The organism is Corynebacterium glutamicum ATCC 13032, from assembly GCF_000011325.1.
GTDB lineage: Bacteria > Actinomycetota > Actinomycetes > Mycobacteriales > Mycobacteriaceae > Corynebacterium > Corynebacterium glutamicum.
On sequence record NC_003450.3, the window covers coordinates 351,364 to 370,661 of the forward strand.

Genomic DNA, 19,298 nt, shown 5'->3' on the forward strand with positions numbered 1-19,298 from the left:
GAGTTAGTAGCTGTTGTCGATGCGCCTATTCTGCAAACGACCAGGGTGCTCCGGCTGTTCATTAGGGAATCCGGTAGCAATAACAAGGGCGATTGCACGATCCTCACGCCCGCCGAGACCGATTGCTTCCTTCACTTTTTCCTCATCCCAACCAGTAGTCGGGCTGGTACTCAAACCCTCCGCCTGGGCAGCCAGAATTAGAAAAGCCGCCGCGAGGCTGGCATCCCTCAACGTTGCTTCGCGTGCCTGCTGAATGCTGCGACCGTTGATGAATCCCGCGACACGTTCAGCCCTTTCCGTACCAAGAATCTCTTCCAAATCCTCAGGCTCGTTTTCCACGCGGGCAACCGCAATGAAAGTTACAGGTGCGGTGAGGAATTGTTTCTGATGGGAGGCCTCGTAAAGCTTCTGCTTCTGTGCGGGATCAGTAATCACAACAATTTCACGTTGCTGCGCATTGAACGCACTGGGTGCCTCCAGGGCAAGGTCAACGATTTTGTCGATCAGCTCAGGGGTAGGAGCTTCATCGGTGTATTTGCGGGTGGCGCGGCGGTTGGTAATCGCCTCGACGACTGAAAGTGACATTTTTTATCCTTTTTATGTGTTGGAAACAGAGTCATGGTAGGTCGCCTTATTTGTCAGTGCAAGGGTTTTATTAGCTTTTGGAGATAGTTTCTGGCTGGTTGAAATAGTTGACATCTGTGCAGGTTGGGGGCTTTTGTTTCCGACTTGGGGTTATGTGAAGTGGGGTGCTGTGTGGCGTTTTAAGCGGTCGACTGTCTGCGGCGACCTGTTGTCCTAGTTTTGGCGAGTTGGGTGCTTAGAAGCGGTTTTAGCGGGGGTCGAATTTGTGACGATTGGGGCTATTTTGATTTCTGCTGGGTTGCTGTGGGCTTGCTGATCAACTTCTCATTCCAACGGGGCCTCACGCCCTCAAACGGGGACGAGTTTTCGCATTATACCCCGTGATTAGCGCAAATTTTCGATTAAAAATGGCCTTTTCCCTCTGGCTGGGGACGGATTTTCGCAACTTCAGACAGTCACGTGTCGGGTGGGGTGTGGGAGGACCCATGTAGGCGGCGCCTACTGGGTGATGATGGTTAGGATTCTCCATTTTTAGGATGCCACCTCGAAAAAATGGTGAATCGGCACGCTTTTAACCTCTCGAAAGTGTGCCAATTCAACATACTCTGCGCCCACCTTTCGGAAAATGGTGAATCCTAACGGCTTTAGGGGCCTGTAAGGCGAAACTTATTGCGGGGGTACGTCTTGGGGAAAGAGTTAAGGATAACCTTGCCTTAATTATTTGAGTTACAGTAATTTAAGTGAATGCATTTTTGTCTCCTGCCTCTGGCCAAACCTGCCAAAGTTGTGGCCCCGCTCCTCGGCGTCGCACTCCTTCTAAGCTCCTGTTCTTCAACATCTTCCGATGAATCAATCCAACCTGAAGTTGCCAGCACTGGATATTCAGTGGAGCACGCAATGGGCACCACCGAAATCCCTGAAACCCCAACGCGTGTGGTCGTCATTGATTCCCCACACCTCGACGCACTTTTGGCTTTGGGAATTACTCCAGTCGGAGCTACGGAATCTGGATCCGAAAATGGTTTCCCCGCCTACTTGGCTGACGAGCTAAAAGACACCGAATCTGTTGGGCTGACATCTGAGCCAAATTTGGAAAAGATCGCCGCACTGGATCCGGATTTGATCATTGGCGCAAAGGTCCGCCACGAGGCTATTTATGATCAGCTTTCAGACATCGCACCAACCGTGATGTCCGAAGGTTCCGGCACAAACTGGAATGAACAGGCAGAAATCACTGCGGCAGCAGTAAACAAGTCTGATGAGATGGACAAACTGATCTCAGACTTGGACACCCGTGCCACAGAGCTTGGTGAAGAGATCGGTGCTGACGGACAAACCGCTTCAATGGTTCGATTCCGCACGGACAACTTCAGGCTCTATGGTCCCGAGACCTTCTCTGGTTCAGTTCTGGAACAAGTTGGATTTGACCTGGGGGAACGTGATTGGAATGAGTACTCCATGATGGAGCTATCCTCAGAAAACTTTGGGCAGATCGATGGAGACCTTATTTTCTACACCATCCCAGGATCCCCTGAAGCAACCACTTATCCAAAGATTTCCGAACTGTGGGTTGATTCACCAGCAGTTCGGCAAGGTAGAACTTACGAGTTTGAAGACGAAACCTGGATGGTCGGCATCGGTGTATTAGGTGCCAATGAAATCTTGGATGACCTGGAAGAAACTCTGAGCTAGTTTCCTTTAGGCCAAGCAACCCCTCGCCGTTGTCCCTCCGCATATTAGGAGAGTCTCGATGACGAGGGGTTCTTCTTATTCGAAGAACTGTCTTCGAAGCACTATCTACTCAAACTCGAATTCGAGCTCAATCTTGGTGTCTTCGTATCGATCTGTATCGAGTTTCTCGGTGAATTCGTGGAGCAGGTCGTTGTAGAAATCAACCGCTTGATCTTCCAACATTTCCCGGTTAGTGGTTACTTGCTCGACGAAGTTCTCTTGGCTCATGATCTCAGAAACTACTTCTGCAGTATCGATATCGTCAGTGCTGAAACTGATCCAACCGTCATCTTCGGCTATGGTCTTAAACTTTAGATCGTCGTATCCGATGAAGATGAACTCAGGGATAGTGATGGAAAGCTTATTGTCACCTGCGGATTTGATTTCAACATCTGAGGCATCGATTCCGAGTTTTCCGGTGTAGCTGTATTGGACGTGCACGGTCTTTTGCGTGCCAGGAATACGTTTTCCACGAATTGTACGTTCAACGGTTTTCTCATGGATTCCAAGTGCTCCGGCGCTGAGAAGGACGATTTCTTCTTCGCGCTGGAGAGCTCTGATGACCATGGAGTCATTGACTGTTGTGCGAGTTGAAGATGATGTCTGCTCACCGTTTTGCGAGTTAATTAGCAGCAAAATACCGCCAGTTACTACACCGATCAGTGCGATTAGCGCGAAGAGCCTAAGGAATAGCCTGTTTGGAAGCACGTGTTTTGCTTTCTATGAATGTGGTGGGCATTCAGTCTTCCGCGGTCTTCTTGCTATGGAATTGCAGGTGGTGTGTGGAAACTTAATGCGATATTGAGAGGATGTGTGGAATAGTAGCAACTTGTTTAACAAAGTAAAACTGAACTACCACGTTTTTCACAGGGACTTTTGCTCTTCTAAGCAATCGAAATCCCCCAATCAAACCAAACTATCCCGCAGTCAAAACCCGATTCCGATCCCCACCAACAAACGCTCCCATGTGTACCAGCAAACCGCAGAGTGGGCCAACAATGAGCGCAAGGCCAGCAGCGACGCCCAAATCAAAAGGTCCCAGCAAGAATCCGACGGCAACAACAGTGGCAACAACCCATCCGGTGAGATAGATCCCGTGACGTTCAAAGGCGATCGCCGCGCAGCCGGACACCATCAATGAAGCGGTGGTGGTGGCGCCTAAGGTGAGCATCGCGAGTAGCCAGCCAGGGACCGCGAAGAGTTCCTTTTGGAGTACAACGTCCAGGATCCATGGGCCAACTAACCATGCAAGACCAGCTCCAACAAGTCCGACTGCCCACACAATTGCCAACGGACCCGCCAAAGTTTTCAATGGACCGGACGTACCTTTGACAAAACGAACGATGATCGCCGATTGGAATTGCTGCAGCGGAACCAGCAGGGGAGCGCGGGTCAGGATGACGGCGTAGGAAACAGCGGCCATCGAAACCCCTCCTGCAACCGCTGAAGGGTTCGTGAATTTCAGCAGGGTCGGGAAACCAGTAATCAGCACTGCCGTGGCGCCGGATGCTGCCATCGCAAGCAGAGCCTGTCGGATGAAAACGCCCCGTGAAACATCAGCAACCGATCCCAAAACGGAACGCACCGAACCGAAGCACAGCACGATGACCAGCCAGGATATTGATCCCACAACGGTGATGATCAAGAACGCCAGCAATTGATAACCCAGCAACCAGGCGGCAACAGCTAAAACCATGCGCACGCCGGTGTCCAAAGAAATCAGCGAGGCATACTCTTTCCACAATTGGCAGCCGGACAAAATGCCGGAGATTGTCGCTTGGATCGCGTAGCTAGCAAGACCTACAGCAAGTAGCCCAACACCAACACCTTGCAAATTACTTAAAAGCTGGCCGATCCACAGCGGCGCCGAAGCGCCAAGCACCACGAGCACTATCGCCGCAACCACGAAGCTAAACAAAAACGGCCTAAATCCAACAACAGAACCAGCACGCCCACCACGAGAACCACCACGAGAACCGGCCGTCACCGCGCGGGTCGTCTCCTGCGTCAACCCAGTCAGCACTCCGGTTCCTGCAAAGAACAGACCCCAGTAGGCGGTGAATTCTTCGGAAAGTTGGCTGGAATCACCAAGGGCCCAGGCAGCGATGATGATGACGACGAACCCGGAGAGACCTGCGATGATTGTGGCCAGCGTCAGATAGCGCACTAGTCCAAACCACCAGAAGGAAACTCCGGCAACTCCAGATCGCGAAGCCAGGACTGCCACACTGCATCTAAAGCTGCGTGGTCTGTGGAGACTGCGTAGAGGTGTCGTTTCAGGTCGCGGGGTTCAACGAGTCCGTGTCGGCCTTCGGCAACGTAGGAGCGCACAGCTTTGAAGAATGCATCATCGCCAAGCAATTCCCGCAATGCATGGACAGTCAGAGCGCCGCGCTTGTAGACGCGGTCGTCGAACATATCCTTCGCGCCGGGGTTGGCCAGCAAAATATCCTTCGGCAGCGCCTCCAGGCCTCGATAGAATTCCAACGCACTTTCCGCAGCCGACTTAACTCCAGCTGCCTCAAACCAGAGCCATTCCGCGTAACAGGCGAAGCCTTCGTTGAGCCAGATGTCGTTCCATTGGGCGAGGCCGAGTGAGTTGCCAAACCACTGGTGGGAGAGTTCGTGGGCGATGAGTCGTTCCCAGGTTCCTTCGCCGGTGGCGTGGTTGGCTCCGAAGCTGGAGAGGCCTTGGGCTTCGAGTGGGATTTCGAGTTCGTCTTCGGTGATGACTACGCGGTAGCTGCGGAATGGGTAGGGGCCGAAGAGTTTTTCGTAGGCGTCTAACATGTCGACTTGTTTGGCAAAGTCCTCCAAAATCCGAGCCCGCAAGGCCGCATCCCCCACAGGCACATACGCCTCCACCACAACGCCCGATTCCGAAACGCCCAGGGATACAGTGTCGTATTCTCCGACGTGGACGGCTGCGAGGTAGGTGGCCATGGGTTCGCGGGATTGGTAGTGCCAGGTGGTCATGCTGCCACTGACGTGTTTTGAGATTAAATCACCGGTGATAATGGCGGCGTATCCGTTGTCGGTGTGGAAGTGGACGTCGAAAAGCGCCTTCTCGTCGGGCGTGTCGTCGCAGGGGAACCAGCTCGGCGCGCCGTTTGGCTGGGCGGCGACGAGGGCGCCGTTGTCGAGCTCTTCCCAGCCGATCATGCCCCATTCGCTGCGCAGGGGGCGCGGGTTGCCGCGGTAGCGGATGGTGAGTGAAAATTCCTGGTCAACCGGGATTTGGTTGCGGAAGGTGATGCGCAGTTTGCGGCCGGCGTGGCGGAAGCGCGCGACTTGGATGTGGGTGCCGGCGGTGCCTTTGGCGGTGACTTTTTCCACGCGCAGGCTGCCGCCGAGGTCCAGGGTCAGCGCGTCGAGCGCACGGTAATTATCCATGTGCAGCGTTGCGGTGCCCATGAGCAGGTTGGGTGCTACGCGGTAGGTGAGATCAAGCTCGTAGCGTCGGATGTGGAAGCCTAAGTTGAAATCAATTCCTGTGTAGGAATCGCGTGTACCAGGGACCGGGGTGGAGCGCAGCCTTCGCATAATCATAGGTATTAAATGCTACCCTGCTGATCCAAAGTCTTCTCGATCCAGGTGTAGATCAGCGATTCCACAAACGCGGTCTGCTTGTTATCCGCCGCGCCGGCATGGCCGCCCTCGGTGTTTTCGTAGTAATCCACGGCCTGGCCCGCATCAAGCAAAGCTTGAGCAAAAAGGCGCGCGTGCGCGGGGTGGACGCGGTCGTCCCGGGTTGAGGTCGTCACCAATGCGGGTGGATAAATTCGCTTCTCGACGCCCACCACCGCCTGCACCGGCGAGTACTGCTCAATCACCGCCCGTTCCTCCGGATCGTCAGGGTTGCCGTACTCCGCCATCCACGAAGCACCCGCTGACCAGGTGTGATAGCGCAACATATCAGCCAACGGCACCTGCACAACTGCCGCACCGAATGCTTCTGGGTACTGAGTTAACGCGCCACTTGTCAGCAAACCACCGTTGGATCCGCCACGAATCGCAATCTGCTCCGGCGTTGCGTAGCCGCGCTCCACAAGGTCGGCGAGCACCGCGCGGTGATCCTCCCACACCTTCATGCGGTTCAGCTTGGTTGCCTGCGAATGCCATTCCGGACCGAATTCACCGCCACCACGCAGGTTGGCTTCCACAAAGTAGTAGCCCTTTTCCAACCATGCGATGCCGCGGGTCGGGGAGTGGCTTGGGGTAAGGGAAACCTCGAAGCCGCCGTAGGCGTGGACCAGGGTGTTTTGTGGTTCCTCCTCGAAGGCTCCTGTAATAAAGTACGGAATCTTCGTTCCATCCGCCGAGGTTGCCCAATGCTGACGAGTCTCCTGACCAGCATTTTCAAACTGCAACGGCGCCTTCTTCACAGCCTCAAGCGCACCAGGCAGCTCCGCACGCAGCAACGTTGGCGCTTCGGTGAAACTCGCTGCCTGCACCCAAATTTCATCGCCATCCAACGGGGAGGTAGCAACCACATGCGCGGTGACATGCTCTGGGAGGTCAATGTGTTCATGCTCCGTTGTCGGATCATTGAGCGGCACTGTGACGATTTCTGTGGAGACATTATTAAGGAGCGTTAAAACCAGGAAATTCTTTGTCGTGGCCAATCCCTGCAGCGACGTCGACTCAGTAGGCGTAAACACAGGCTGAAAATCGCGCCCGCCCTCAAGGAACTCCTTTAACAGCAGCACTCCCAAGCCACCTGCTGGAATCCCAGCGAAATCCGTCCGAGGACTCACAAAAATCCACTGCTTCTTCACAATGACATCGCAATCGGTCGGCACATCAAGCTTGACCAGGCCACCCTCGGTTTCCAGCGACGTCTCCGAATTATAGAAATCCAACGACCTTGACACAAACGTCCGCTCAAAACCAGGTGTTGAATCCCGCCACGCATGAGTCGCCACATCCTGACGCGACCCCTCAAAGAACAACTCCGCCTGCTCAAGCGGAGTCCCACGCTTCCACGTGAGCACCCGCGCCGGGTACCCAGAATCCGTCAGTGACCCCTCGCCGGTATCCGTGCCCACCAGCAACGTATCCAGATCAACCCACGTGACATCGGACTTCGCCTCCTCCAATTCAAACGGCGAATCATCCACGAAAGCAGCCGTGGCCAGATCAAACTCCCTAATCACCGTCGCATCAGCCCCGCCCCGCGAGAACTTCACCAACGCCCGATCAAACTCCGGCGAGCGCACAACCGCGCCCTTCCATACCCAGTTTTCGCCCTCATCCTCCGCCAACGCATCCACATCAATGAGCACGTCCCACTCCGGCTGGTCACTTTCATACGACTCCAACGTGGTCGTGCGCCACACTCCACGCGGATGCTGCGCGTCCCGCCAAAAGTTGTACAGCTTCTCACCGCGCCGGCTCACGTAGGCAATGCGATCATCGGTGTCCAACGCAGCCAGCAGCCTGGCTTCCAGGGCGTCCTTGGCTGGGCTTTTTAGCTTTTCGACGCTTTCCCCCGACCATTTTTCCGCCCACGCGAGCGCTTCCGGGGTGTCAATGTCTTCGAGGAACGTGTAATCAGTCATGAAGTTCAGGTTAGTGATCTTTTGACCGGCAGGTTTTTTAAGGCGGCTTCCGAGGGCGCCTCCAATTGGATCAGCCGACGTAAACGTGAACCGAGTAGTACCGGCCGTTTTCAAAATCTACGCGCACTCCGATTTCCCCGGTGTCTTTTTCATCATACGGGTTTGGCCCTGAATTGTAACGCCAGCAGAATAAGGAATGTAGATTCGGCTGGTCACAAGTCTGCAATGAAGAGCCCCTAAAGGAGCGCTCCCCGCATCGCGGGATGGACTCTTCTGTGTCGGTGGTTTTGTGTACCCGATTTCTTATACTTTGGGCAGTTAATTGTTTTGATGAATGCGGTGCCCCAAGTAGAGCGATAGTCTCTTTGCAAGCCAGACTCTACGGATAGGCAGCTTAAAATTACATATGAGGCGGTGAGTTTACTCAACTCACCGCCTTAAAAGGCTTAGATCAAGGGACTCATGACCTCCGAGGCCCTAAGAGTCTTAGCAACTCCCGAAGATCCCCAAAACCCAAACTACCTAGGGCGTGATTCGCAGCCGATGCCGTCGCGGTCGCGGTCGAGGTGTGTGCCGTAGCCTGGATCGCTTTGGCGGATGGACCTTCCCAGGACGTTCCATACTTCGGTGCAGTTTTTGTAGGTGCGGTTGGTCTGTACTGGGGCTGGAGCAGGCGCGACAACCTGGGGAGCGACAACCTGGGGCGCGACTGCCTGAGGGGCAGGAGCGGGAGCAGGTGCTGGGGCAGGCGCCTGAGGTGCCAGTGCAGGGGGATTTGGAATGATTCCTGGGAGGGGATTTGGGATCATGCGCTGTTGTACTGCCCAGTGCACACCACTTGCGATAAGTCCGCCGACTGCAGCGATAGCTGCGATGCCGAAGATGATGTCCCGGTTGGAGATGTCAGAATCTTCGGAATCCTCTGAACTTCCTGAGCTTGTGCCGCTGCTCAGCTCAGATGACACGGAGGCGTCAGTGTCTGTGTCCACGGTTTGCGCCTGCACTGGTGAGATGGCGGAAAAGGCGATCGCGGTGGTCGCGAGCATGGTGATGAGGGTTTTACGCATGCCAATCATCTTTGCACGAGCTGTCAAAATTATTACTATTTTCTGTCAGCGCTCCCCTTTTTTTTGGGTGTATAGGAGATGCTATTTTCCGGGCATCTAGCGCGCAGGCACCCCGGTAAGCTACATGTCCGGTGCAAGCTTTTTGCTTATCGACGCCCCCTCAACCACAATCCACCCAGCCCCAATGCAACTTTATTTAGATACCAACCGCATTATATTTACCTCGCGGGGAGACGAAATTAGGTTGGGTTGGATGAAAACGATTTACACACAATGCCACCGGCTGTTCATTATCTATGCAAGATGGAATTAATTTGAAAATCTTTAGGATGAAGTTGATTCGGAGTGTTTATAACTGGCTGGGATAGTGTCAGACCCCGGCAACTGTGACGTGGCCGATTGGTTACCAAACACTCTTGTTCAGAAGCTTCTGGGCTAAAAGAGAGTTGTGTAATGCCACTTTCACACATAGCCGGTGAGTGCTGTAAATGATTACGGGGAATTTAACTATTATGCTCTTTATCTTCCGTTTTTCTGGTGGTCAGAGCATCATCGGCAAGCGCAGAAAGGTGAAACAAACTGGTGAGGAGAGAACCATAGATAGGCCACTTCTTTGAAGTTAATTGTTGATCCTCACTCATCTCACTTGAAAGTTTAGAGAGCCGGTCGCGGATAGGATCTATTTCCTGATTCGGATCTGCGAGCAAAGCTCCGGCATCGTGCATAAGGGATACCCACTGTTGCTGGAATACTGGATCCCAGTCGGAATCTATAATCGGGGTATCACGAAGAGTACGGGCAAGGTGGCGTAAATGAGCGATCCCTTCATCAATGCTGGTGAGGTTTGATTCATAACTTGTTTCCGTAGGCTGGGGGCGGCCCTCTTGGATGCGGATTTTACGAGGATTAACTCGACGGCTTTCGCGAGCGAACCGCACGGAGTGCCACGCTTTTTCTAGGTCATTGTTAATAGAATTAATTTCTTCCAGCCACTCATCTGCATTGTCGATATTCCACTTTTCTGCAAGCTCATCGGCCATTTTTTGTAAAACCTCACCCATCCTCCGATCTAAGTTTCCTACCACCATGTTTGCCTCCTGGTCGCGTAAGGGAGGAAAGATGATGAGGTTGATGGCTATGGCAACAGCCACGCCGAGCAGGATCTCTAAAATACGGTCGTATAGAAGGGGTTGTTGATCATCAAACCCGGAGGCAAGAAGAAAAATGGATGTAGTAGCAATACCTATTCCTTCCGCGCGGAGCTTTGGTACTCGTGCACCTATTAATCCTATGACCATTGCAAGGCCAAAAGTCCACACACTGACGTCTAAGTAAGTGCCTATGACAAAGGAAAGTCCAACTCCGATGACAGAAGCAATTGCAGTCTGAATTCCACTGATAAAGGTGTGGTAGACGGTGAATTGCATCGTCATTAACGCTACCCAGGGAGCTAAAAAGGGTAGTTGGGAGTTAAGGAGGTTAACCGAAATCCACCACGTGACTGTCGCAGCAAGTGCTGATTTAAAAACCTGCAGTGCATCTGATTGGACTGCGGGTGAGCGAATTTTTTCCATTAATGGGGTGGTTATTTCAGCCACGAGTCTCTCTTCAACGGGGATGGTTTTACAGAAGCCTATCCGAGTTCCCGTCGAAAAGGCCGAGCCTAGTATGGCGAGGCAATAAAGATGGCAAAACCGGCTGCCTTTTATATCTAAAAGGCAGCCGGTTTCAATGTTAAATCTGTTTCTAGGCCTCTAGCTCAAACGCACGAGCGAAGGTGGTCCAAGATCCGCGGAGGTCATCTTGCCACCAGCCCCATGAGTGGGTGCCGGTTGGGCGGAGGTTCCAGTCGGCTGGGATGCCGGCGGAGTCAAGTTTTGCCTTGAGGTCGTGGGTGCACTTGTTGGTTGCAGCTTCGATGATGCCGCCGGTTACCACAGTTTCTGCCATTGCGATGGACTGAACTTGTTGGTTGAGTCCTTCGAAGCGTGGGCTGTCGACGGATTCCCATTCACCAGCAAGGCCGGATGCGTTGGAGACGTATAGTTCGGTTCCGCGTAGTTTGTCGGAGTTGATCAGTGCGTCGTTGTAGATGTTGTATTCGCCACCACGTGGTCCCCACATTTGTTCTGGGGTTGCGTTGCCGCGGTCAAGGGTGAGTTTGAGGTATTCCCATGGGAGCAGGCTTGAGGTTGCTGCGCATCCTGAGAAGGATGCTGCTGCGTCGTAGAAGCCTGGGAAGTGTTGTGGGAAGAGTAGGGAAGTAGTTGCGGACATGGACATGCCAGCAATTGCACGCTGACCGTCAGTGTTGAGCTTTTCTTCCAATGGTCCTGGAAGTTCCTTCACCAGGAAGGTTTCCCACATTTGCTTGCCACCGAGGGACGCATTCTCTTCTACCCAGTCGGTGTAGTAGGAAAACTTGCCTTCCATTGGAATAACAACGTTAACGTTCTTTTCTAGGTAGAAATCCAGAACGTCAGTCTGCATAACCCAGTTAGCGGCACCTTCGCCACCGTCGCCACCGTTAAGAAGGTAAATCACAGGACGAGGACCTGCGGACTCATCGGCAGTTATAACTACCAGTGGCACATTGCGGTCCATGGAAGGGGAGTATGCCCACATTTCTTTGACGCGCTCGTCTGCTGCGTTGACGTGTGCGCGCCAGCGAGGTGCAGAGGCTTCATCTGCAGGAGCACTATCGGAGATGGTGGATAGTGCAGTATCGCCAGCAACGTCTGCTGGGGTTACTTCGGCAGCGCCTGCGGTGGATGGCGTGACAATGGTGGACATCGCAATTCCCAGCGCGATGGCTGGTGCAGCGATGCGGCGAAGAAGCTTCATACGTCTTTCCCTCGTGAACTTGTGGTTGGTAGCCCTGACCTCGCCATTACATGACCAGTTAGGGACTGCAGGGCCTAAACCCACTAATCGACAATATAAACCAAAGCTGTGTGTTCAGCCCGTTGTGGGTAAAACTAGCAGCTAAAAGTTGCGCCAAAGATTGTGGTGCACCTTTAATTTACATCTATATTTCAAGCTATTACGTTAACAGGCGCTTTACCTTTTCGAAATAACGAGCCAAAAATCTCTGAACCCAGGCACAACCTCCAATCCCAACAAACCCAGCGAACACCCCCAAATCAAAACCCAGCCCAACCCATACCTTTAAATTCAGATCCTCACCCCTCACAGAGCGTCCAAGCAGCACCCCAACACCACCCCTCTCAAATAGCCCCACACCCCACAAACGCCTTTGGAGTCTAAGAAATGCTAAGGTCAGCCCAAAAACTACCTAAAATCTCCATAAGAGTAACGCCTGCTATGTCTCTTAAATTTCATGTCCTGCCCCACAAATTTGGAAATTGCGCTGAACTAAAATCAATTTCAAGCTAAATTAAGGAACCTGAGCTTCTGACCTATTCAGCGCTGGATTTTTTCTGGCATTTTCTTGGCAGTCAGTGAGTTGCTAACGTTCTATTGGTTAAAAATTGATCTGCAAGAGGACTGCAAAATATGGAATTAAGGGAATACGCGACAATCCTGATGAAGAATTGGGTGTTGATCGTTATCGCATCCATTCTTGGAATTGCAGCGGGCGCTGGTTTTTCCCTTCTAGCTACACCGGAGTATCAGTCACGTACTCAGTTGTATGTATCGGTGCGGTCGGGGGCTGGGACAACCTCTGACATGGTTCAGGGTGCTAACTTTTCGCGTCAGATTGTGAATAGTTATGTTGATGTCATTAAGACGGGTGTTGTTCTAGAGCCGGTTGTTGATGAGCTTGGTCTGGAGTTGACGGCTAACCAGTTGAGTTCTCATATCAGTGCGGCTTCTCCTGCTGATACTGCGTTGATCAACATCACTGCTTCTAGTCCTTCTCCTCAGCAGGCGGCTGAGATCGCCAATGCAGTGGGGGAGAGTTTCAAGAATGTGATTCAGACTGAATTGGAACCAGACTCCGGCGATGGCATGAGCCCGATTAACCTGACTACTACTCAGGTGGCTCTGGAACCATCTTCTCCGGTCAGTCCTAATGTGATGATGAATATCCTCCTCGGCCTACTTGTAGGTCTTGCAATAGGTGTTGGTATTGCAGTGCTTCGCGCGGCTTTGGATACTCGTATTCATTCCTTGCGCGATATTGAAGAGGTTACTGATAAGCCACTTTTGGGCGGAATCATTGCGGATTCTGAAGTTGAGAAGCACCCGTTGATCATTAAGCACAAGCCGCATAGTCCTATTGCGGAGTCCTTTCGTGCGTTACGTACTAACCTGCAGTTCCTTAACGTCGGCGGCTCATCTTCAGTATTTGTTATCTCCTCTGCTAATCCTGGTGAGGGTAAGTCAACCACTTCTGTAAACCTAGCTTTGGCGCTTGCAGAGGCCGGCTCCCGTGTAGCGCTGATCGAAGCTGATCTTCGCTTGCCACGAGTGAGCAAGTACCTCGGAGTTGAGGGCAACGCAGGTCTGACTGACATTCTCATTGGCAAGGCCGAGGTTAATGATGTGTTGCAGCGTTGGGGTAGGACTCAGTTGTACTATCTCCCGGCAGGGCGCATTCCGCCGAACCCGAGTGAGTTGCTTGGTTCAGCTGAGATGGAAAAGGTCATTGCGGAGCTTGAGGAAAGCTTTGATTATGTGATCATCGATGCCCCTCCGGCGTTGGCGGTTACCGATGCTGCAGTTATTGGTCATGGCAAGGCTGGCATCCTGATTGCGGTCTCCGCAGGTTCTACAAAGAAGCCTGAGTTGGAAGCTACGCTGTCCACGCTTGAGAATGCGGATGCCAATGTTGTTGGCGTTGTCGCTACGATGCTCCCGCCTAAGTCTGTGGCTGGTTATGGCTACGGAAATTACGGCTACGGCGACACCTCCAAAATCAATGCCCCTAAGCCCGACAACACCGAACTAACCACCACCGATGCTTCCAAGGCCAACAATGAGCAATAGCTTCACTATTCTCACTGTCTGTACTGGAAACATTTGCCGCTCCCCGTTAGCTAAGCAGCTACTTGAACTTGAGCTTCCGGGGGCAGATATAATCCGCGTTGATTCCGCCGGTGTTCAGGCGATGGTTGATTCGCCTATGCCGGAGCAATCTTTAGAAATCGCACGTAAACAGGGCATAGAAAACCCTGAGGAGCACCGAGCTAAGCAGATTACTGAGGAGCTTGTAAACCAATCTGATCTGATTCTTGCGATGGATCGGGGGCATCGAAAATCCATTGTCCAGCTAAGCCCGCGTGCAACCCGTAAGGTTTTCACTGTTGTTGATCTTGCCAGGTTAATTGAGGCAACAACTGATGCTGATCTGCAGGAAGAGCTCAATCTGGCAGGGGATTCCGTGATCGATAGGCTGCATGCGACAGTTGAGGCTGCTCGTCTTAGCCGCAGTGAATTGAATCCTCTGGATAACCTCGCAGATGAAGATATTGTTGACCCGTACGGAAAGAGTCAATCGGTTTATGAGGCATCGGCGAGTCAGCTAATTCCAGCTATTCGTTTGATTGCTTCTTATTTGAACAAAGCACTGGAGTCTGCGTAATGGCGAGGAAGTATCGGGTGGGTCAACGCCAACGTGGTTGGTCTATATGGTTAAGCATTCTTGTTATTGTCGTGCTTTTGGTTGGGGCTGGAGCGCTTTCGGTTTTTGCCCTTAAAAGCGTAAAAGAAAACGATAAAAACGAAGGCTTTTCGACGACTAAAGCTGCCTCCGTAGAGCAAATAAGCTCTGAAACTTCCGAAGAAAGCCCCGAGGAAGCACCGGCAGAGATTTCAGAGTCGGAAGAAATCTCTGCTGAGCAGGCCTCGTTGCCACTCGTGGCGCCACAGCGGCAGATTGCACAATTTGAAAATCTAGCTGTGCGATCCCAAGTTGGTACGTGCACTGATCCTGGAACACTCGAAATCTCCACTGATGGTGGACAAGCTTGGTCCACATCAGCGTCATTTACAGCAACCACGGCGACACAAGTGCTTCGCTTGATTCCGGTGAGCACTTCAAACATCTTTGTTGTTGCACTGAATGCTGATTGCGAGCCACGGATTTACGGAACAACTGATCAAGGTGCAACGTGGCAACAACCAGTTTCAGCAGTAGGAACCTGGTACTTAGATCCTTCTAACCCAACGCAGCTAACGGCTCCCGGTGGGGCTAAAGCAATTAGCTGTGAGGCAATCTCGATCGCCCCAAGAACTGACAGCAACGTTGATGTGCTGTGTGCAGATGGATCGCTGACTTCCACCTCTGATGGAGGAGCAAGCTGGTCAGAGCCCGTTGCGGGTGCTGGTGTATTTAATGTCGCGCACTCAAATGGTGATTGGTTGCTGATCGCTCAAGACCCTGATCAATGCACAGGAATCCAACTAAGTGACACTCTTCCTGTTGCTGAGGGAGCTACATGCGTGCATGCTGAACTCGGTGAATCCGATGCCGGACAGATCGCAGCAACTCAATTTGGAGATTCAGTTTTAGCCTGGGTTGGCGAAACCCAATTTATTTCAAAAGATGGTGGACAAACATGGCAATAAGCATTGGTAAAGCAGGACAGAACTTAAAAGGGTCAGTGCCTATCGGAAAAGTCCTTTTTCTCATTGATGCCCTTGCCTGGATTTCTGCACTATTTATCGGTGTGGTTTTGCGGTATGAATTCAATCTGAGTTCTATCAACTGGAGTGCGTTTGCATGGTTCGGGCTTGCTGCAGTTATTTTGCAGTTTGTTCTCGGACTTTCTCTCCATCTTTACCGCAAGGGATTACGTCACCTTTTCGGTAGCTTCGAAGATACACTAAACGTTTCTATCTCGGTCATTGTTGTCGGTGTTGTCCTTTGGATCGCCTCACTATTTGTTGGTCAGCGTTGGGAAATCTCACGCGGTGTCATGCTGCTAGTTATCCCGCTTGCTCTCGTATTCGTATTGGCAGTGCGTTATCTCGCGCGTATGCGAGTTGAGCGTCTTCGTCGTCCGGCTGCGGATTCCACACCAGCATTGATTCTTGGTGGTGGATACATCGGTACCAACCTGATCCAGTGGATGATGTCCGATCCTAAGTCGCCTTTCCGCCCAGTCGGCGTTATTGATGATAACCCTGAATTAGCATGGCAACGCGTACGTGGTGTGCCGGTTCTTGGCAAGTTTGATGATATCGCCCAAGTTGCATCAGACACTGGCGCAGAACTTCTTATCGTTGCTATTGGTGATGCCGACTCTGCACTTTTAAGGCGTGTCCAAGATACCGCTAATAAAAATGGTCTTTCAGTAAAGGTAATGCCGGCTATTGACCGCGTCGTTTCTAAGGGCGTTCGTGGAAACGATTTGCGTGATCTCTCTATTGAAGATTTGCTTGGACGTCAACCTGTTGAAACCAATGTTTCAGAAATTACTGGCTATCTAACAGGTAAGCGTGTTCTTGTTACCGGTGCAGGTGGGTCAATTGGTTCCCAGCTATGTACGGAAATTGCCAAATACGGACCTGCTGAGCTTATGATGCTTGATCGCGATGAGACTGGTTTGCAGCAGGTTCTGATTAACGTTGCTGGTAACGGTTTGTTGGATACGGATGCTGTGGTTCTTGCGGATATCCGCGAAGCAGACGCGATGAAAGAGATTTTTCTCAAGCGTAAACCAGAAGTTGTCTTCCATGCAGCAGCATTAAAGCACTTGCCAATGCTGGAGCAGTATCCAGATGAGGGCTGGAAAACAAACGTTCTAGGAACTCTTAACGTTCTTGCTGCCGCAGAAGCTGTTGGTGTTGAGACTTTCGTCAATATTTCCACCGATAAGGCAGCTAATCCAACCAGCGTCTTAGGGCACTCAAAGCGAGTCGCTGAAAAGCTGACTGCCTGGTATGGACAGAATTCCACCAGCAAGTACCTATCGGTTCGATTTGGAAACGTCATTGGTAGCCGTGGATCGATGCTCCCGACTTTCACCAGGCTAATCATGGAAGATAAACCGCTAACAGTGACGCACCCGGATGTCACTAGGTTCTTCATGACAATTCCTGAAGCTTGCCAATTGGTCCTGCAAGCCGGTGGTATTGGACGTTCCGGCGAGGTTCTCATCCTTGACATGGGTGAGCCTGTAAGCATCCTTGAAATTGCACAGCGCATGATCGCAATGTCCGGTAAAGATATTGACATCGTGTTCACCGGCCTTCGCGAGGGCGAAAAGATGCACGAAGAGCTGGTTGGTGATGGTGAAACCGAAGATCGTCCATTCCACTCAAAGATTTCGCATGCACATGCAGAAAGCCTCGCTCCTAATAATCTCGATAGAGATCGATTTATGCAACGTGCTGGAAAACTAGCTTCAACAGATTCGGAGATCATCTAAATGACTAATGAACGAATTTTTCTATCATCGCCAGATGTAACACAGTTAGAGGAAGACGCATTGGTACGCGCAATCCGATCAGGATGGATTGCACCGCTTGGTCCAGAAGTTGATGCGTTTGAGCAAGAACTTGCTGAGTATTGTGGCCGCAAATATGTTGTTGCACTTTCATCGGGTACTGCAGCCCTCCACTTAGGTCTATTAGCACTAGGCGTTGGAGAAGGAGACTTGGTTCTTACATCATCAATGACTTTTGCAGCGACCACCAACGCAATTGTTTATACGGGTGCTGAGCCAATTTTCGTGGACTGCGATGAATCTGGAAATATGGATCCAGATCTTTTAGAAAAAGCCTTTGCTGAGCTAAAGAGTGAAGGAAAGGAAGTAAAGGCTGTAGTACCTGTCGATCTACTTGGCAAAGTTGTTCAGCACGAGAAGATTAAAAAGATTGCTGATGAATACGGGGCAGTAGTGCTTTCTGATGCCGCTGAATCCTTGGGCGCCATTCGCAATGGAAAGTCTGCTGCAGCATATGGAGTGGCGGCAGCGGTTTCCTTCAACGGAAACAAAATTATGACTACCAGCGGTGGTGGAGCTTTGTTAACTGATGACAAGGATATTGCAGACAACGTCCGCTATCTTGCGACACAAGCTCGCCAACCTGTAGTTCATTACGAACACACCGATGTTGGGTATAACTATCGCCTTTCAAATATCCTCGCTGCACTGGGACGAGCTCAACTTTCCCGACTCGACAAGATGATTGAGCGTCGACGTCAACACCGTGCGTTCTATCGAGAATTGTTTGCAGGTGTTTCTGGAGTAGAGATCTTTGGCGAGCCATCAGGGGTCGATGGTGGCGACACTATTGATAATTTCTGGCTCACTTCTATTCTTATTGATAAAGAAGTTGCGGGATTTAGCTCTGAAGATCTTCGATCAGTTCTAAATCAGGCGAATATTGAGTCTCGTCCCTTGTGGAAACCAATGCATCTCCAGCCAGTATTTAAGAAGTATCGTAGCTTCACCAATGAAGAAGGACAGAGGCTATTTGATTCAGGGCTTTCTCTCCCAAGCGGTTCAGTACTTGATAATGCGTCAATGAATCGTGTTGAGACTACAATTGGCCAGTTTTTGGAGAGTCAGCATGCGATCTAAGTACAAAAACTATGGCGTAGTAAAACGTGCGATTGATATTGGGGTTAGTGGCGTAGGGCTGATTATCTCTGCGCCGATTCAGCTGGCAATAGCAGCAGTTGTATTGAGAGCTCATGGTCGTCCGATTCTATTTCGTCAACCACGACCTGGGAAAGACGGTGTGGTATTTGAGATGATTAAGTTTCGAACCATGCTTGAACCAGATGAAAAACATGTAACTGATGAACAGCGTCTAACTAAAGTTGGAAAGCTTCTGCGGGAAACGAGTTTAGATGAGTTACCTACACTCTGGAATGTATTTAAAGGTGATATGAGCCTTGTAGGGCCTCGACCTTTGCTTGTTAGCTATCTGGAACATTACTCTTCTGAACAAGCTCGACGCCATGAAGTTCGTCCTGGGATTACTGGTTTGGCTCAGGTGAATGGCCGTAATCAAACTACTTGGGATGAACGACTTAAGTTGGATGTCGAATATGTGGATCGCTGTAGTTTGAAACTAGATTTCAAAATATTAATCGCCACTGTAAAAACAGTTCTTTCTAAAAAGGGCATTAGTAATGAAGGTCATGTCACGATGCCATCCTTCATTGAAGAAAGAAAATAGCAGGTAAAAATTTTACTTTCTGTATAGAGATGCGCCACCAATTTTGGTGCGTAAAAAGGCTCGACCCTGAGCAATTCTTGGGCTCGAGTCTTCTTATAGTTTACAGATGTAAAATATTTTGCATCTGAGCAGTTAGAAACGGTATGTCGGTAGTAACCGATACGATTTATTGAAGCTATTTAGTAATTGAGGACAGGTGTGTCAATGATACTAAGAAATAGGTCACGTTGTAGATCTTCTAGAGAGAATGTGA

The 19,298-nt window shown here is 51.2% G+C and carries 15 protein-coding genes; 7 read left to right on the forward strand and 8 right to left on the reverse strand.

Features of this window, described 5'->3' with window-relative positions; translation table 11 throughout:
• Positions 1-3: 3 nt before the first annotated feature.
• Positions 4-585, reverse strand: coding sequence for a nitroreductase family protein (locus tag CGL_RS01745; RefSeq protein WP_011013575.1), 582 nt, complete (start codon positions 583-585; stop codon positions 4-6).
• 744 nt (positions 586-1,329) lie between these two features.
• On the opposite strand from CGL_RS01745, the gene CGL_RS01750 reads away from it, so the two are divergent.
• Positions 1,330-2,277, forward strand: a complete 948-nt coding sequence (locus CGL_RS01750; RefSeq protein WP_011013576.1) for an ABC transporter substrate-binding protein — start codon at positions 1,330-1,332, stop codon at positions 2,275-2,277.
• A gap of 105 nt (positions 2,278-2,382) precedes the next feature.
• On the opposite strand, the gene CGL_RS01755 is transcribed toward CGL_RS01750, so the two are convergent.
• From CGL_RS01755 to CGL_RS01785, 7 genes are all read right to left on the reverse strand, one after another.
• A complete protein-coding gene (locus CGL_RS01755) occupies positions 2,383-3,024 on the reverse strand; it encodes a hypothetical protein (protein ID WP_011013577.1) in 642 nt (213 codons plus the stop codon).
• Between the two features lie 208 nt (positions 3,025-3,232).
• Positions 3,233-4,483 (reverse strand): hypothetical protein, encoded by a 1,251-nt coding sequence (locus CGL_RS01760; protein WP_011013578.1) that lies wholly within the window; start codon positions 4,481-4,483, stop codon positions 3,233-3,235.
• Positions 4,483-5,865 carry a M1 family metallopeptidase gene (locus CGL_RS01765; protein WP_011013579.1) on the reverse strand — a complete coding sequence of 461 codons (1,383 nt, stop codon included), beginning with the start codon at positions 5,863-5,865 and terminating at the stop codon, positions 4,483-4,485. Before CGL_RS01765 ends, CGL_RS01760 begins: the two co-directional genes overlap by 1 nt.
• A gap of 5 nt (positions 5,866-5,870) precedes the next feature.
• Positions 5,871-7,877 carry a prolyl oligopeptidase family serine peptidase gene (locus CGL_RS01770; protein ID WP_011013580.1) on the reverse strand — a complete coding sequence of 669 codons (2,007 nt, stop codon included), beginning with the start codon at positions 7,875-7,877 and terminating at the stop codon, positions 5,871-5,873.
• Between the two features lie 518 nt (positions 7,878-8,395).
• Complete coding sequence (locus tag CGL_RS01775; protein ID WP_020948502.1) at positions 8,396-8,944, reverse strand: excalibur calcium-binding domain-containing protein; 549 nt, start codon at positions 8,942-8,944, stop codon at positions 8,396-8,398.
• A 503-nt stretch (positions 8,945-9,447) separates the two neighbouring features.
• The gene (locus tag CGL_RS01780; RefSeq protein ID WP_011265531.1) at positions 9,448-10,542 is read right to left on the reverse strand and encodes an FUSC family protein; all 1,095 of its coding nucleotides are present in this window, start codon (positions 10,540-10,542) and stop codon (positions 9,448-9,450) included.
• A 148-nt stretch (positions 10,543-10,690) separates the two neighbouring features.
• The gene (locus CGL_RS01785) at positions 10,691-11,788 is read right to left on the reverse strand and encodes an alpha/beta hydrolase (protein WP_011013583.1); all 1,098 of its coding nucleotides are present in this window, start codon (positions 11,786-11,788) and stop codon (positions 10,691-10,693) included.
• 672 nt (positions 11,789-12,460) lie between these two features.
• On the opposite strand from CGL_RS01785, the gene CGL_RS01790 reads away from it, so the two are divergent.
• Genes CGL_RS01790 through CGL_RS01815 form a run of 6 tightly spaced genes read left to right on the forward strand, consistent with a single transcriptional unit; the run spans position 12,461 to position 19,045 of the window.
• Positions 12,461-13,897 (forward strand): polysaccharide biosynthesis tyrosine autokinase, encoded by a 1,437-nt coding sequence (locus tag CGL_RS01790; protein WP_011013584.1) that lies wholly within the window; start codon positions 12,461-12,463, stop codon positions 13,895-13,897.
• Positions 13,887-14,492 (forward strand): low molecular weight phosphatase family protein, encoded by a 606-nt coding sequence (locus tag CGL_RS01795; protein ID WP_011013585.1) that lies wholly within the window; start codon positions 13,887-13,889, stop codon positions 14,490-14,492. Before CGL_RS01790 ends, CGL_RS01795 begins: the two co-directional genes overlap by 11 nt.
• On the forward strand, positions 14,492-15,478 hold the full coding sequence (locus tag CGL_RS01800; RefSeq protein WP_011265532.1) for a WD40/YVTN/BNR-like repeat-containing protein: 987 nt from the start codon (positions 14,492-14,494) through the stop codon (positions 15,476-15,478). Before CGL_RS01795 ends, CGL_RS01800 begins: the two co-directional genes overlap by 1 nt.
• On the forward strand, positions 15,469-17,283 hold the full coding sequence (locus tag CGL_RS01805) for a polysaccharide biosynthesis protein (protein WP_011265533.1): 1,815 nt from the start codon (positions 15,469-15,471) through the stop codon (positions 17,281-17,283). The genes CGL_RS01800 and CGL_RS01805 overlap by 10 nt, the downstream gene beginning before the upstream one ends.
• Positions 17,284-18,441, forward strand: a complete 1,158-nt coding sequence (locus CGL_RS01810; RefSeq protein WP_011013588.1) for a DegT/DnrJ/EryC1/StrS family aminotransferase — start codon at positions 17,284-17,286, stop codon at positions 18,439-18,441.
• Positions 18,431-19,045, forward strand: a complete 615-nt coding sequence (locus tag CGL_RS01815; protein ID WP_011013589.1) for a sugar transferase — start codon at positions 18,431-18,433, stop codon at positions 19,043-19,045. Before CGL_RS01810 ends, CGL_RS01815 begins: the two co-directional genes overlap by 11 nt.
• Positions 19,046-19,298: the final 253 nt, after the last annotated feature.

What these genes read in the sequence shown, in the direction of transcription:
- CGL_RS01785 (WP_011013583.1), bottom strand. Translation starts at nt 11,788, where the DNA reads ATGAAGCTTCTTCGCCGCATCGCTGCACCAGCCATCGCGCTGGGAATT.
- CGL_RS01765 (WP_011013579.1), bottom strand. Translation starts at nt 5,865, where the DNA reads ATGATTATGCGAAGGCTGCGCTCCACCCCGGTCCCTGGTACACGCGAT.
- CGL_RS01810 (WP_011013588.1), top strand. Translation starts at nt 17,284, where the DNA reads ATGACTAATGAACGAATTTTTCTATCATCGCCAGATGTAACACAGTTA.
- CGL_RS01795 (WP_011013585.1), top strand. Translation starts at nt 13,887, where the DNA reads ATGAGCAATAGCTTCACTATTCTCACTGTCTGTACTGGAAACATTTGC.
- CGL_RS01775 (WP_020948502.1), bottom strand. Translation starts at nt 8,944, where the DNA reads ATGCGTAAAACCCTCATCACCATGCTCGCGACCACCGCGATCGCCTTT.
- CGL_RS01815 (WP_011013589.1), top strand. Translation starts at nt 18,431, where the DNA reads ATGCGATCTAAGTACAAAAACTATGGCGTAGTAAAACGTGCGATTGAT.
- CGL_RS01800 (WP_011265532.1), top strand. Translation starts at nt 14,492, where the DNA reads ATGGCGAGGAAGTATCGGGTGGGTCAACGCCAACGTGGTTGGTCTATA.
- CGL_RS01770 (WP_011013580.1), bottom strand. Translation starts at nt 7,877, where the DNA reads ATGACTGATTACACGTTCCTCGAAGACATTGACACCCCGGAAGCGCTC.
- CGL_RS01790 (WP_011013584.1), top strand. Translation starts at nt 12,461, where the DNA reads ATGGAATTAAGGGAATACGCGACAATCCTGATGAAGAATTGGGTGTTG.
- CGL_RS01750 (WP_011013576.1), top strand. Translation starts at nt 1,330, where the DNA reads ATGCATTTTTGTCTCCTGCCTCTGGCCAAACCTGCCAAAGTTGTGGCC.
- CGL_RS01805 (WP_011265533.1), top strand. Translation starts at nt 15,469, where the DNA reads ATGGCAATAAGCATTGGTAAAGCAGGACAGAACTTAAAAGGGTCAGTG.
- CGL_RS01745 (WP_011013575.1), bottom strand. Translation starts at nt 585, where the DNA reads ATGTCACTTTCAGTCGTCGAGGCGATTACCAACCGCCGCGCCACCCGC.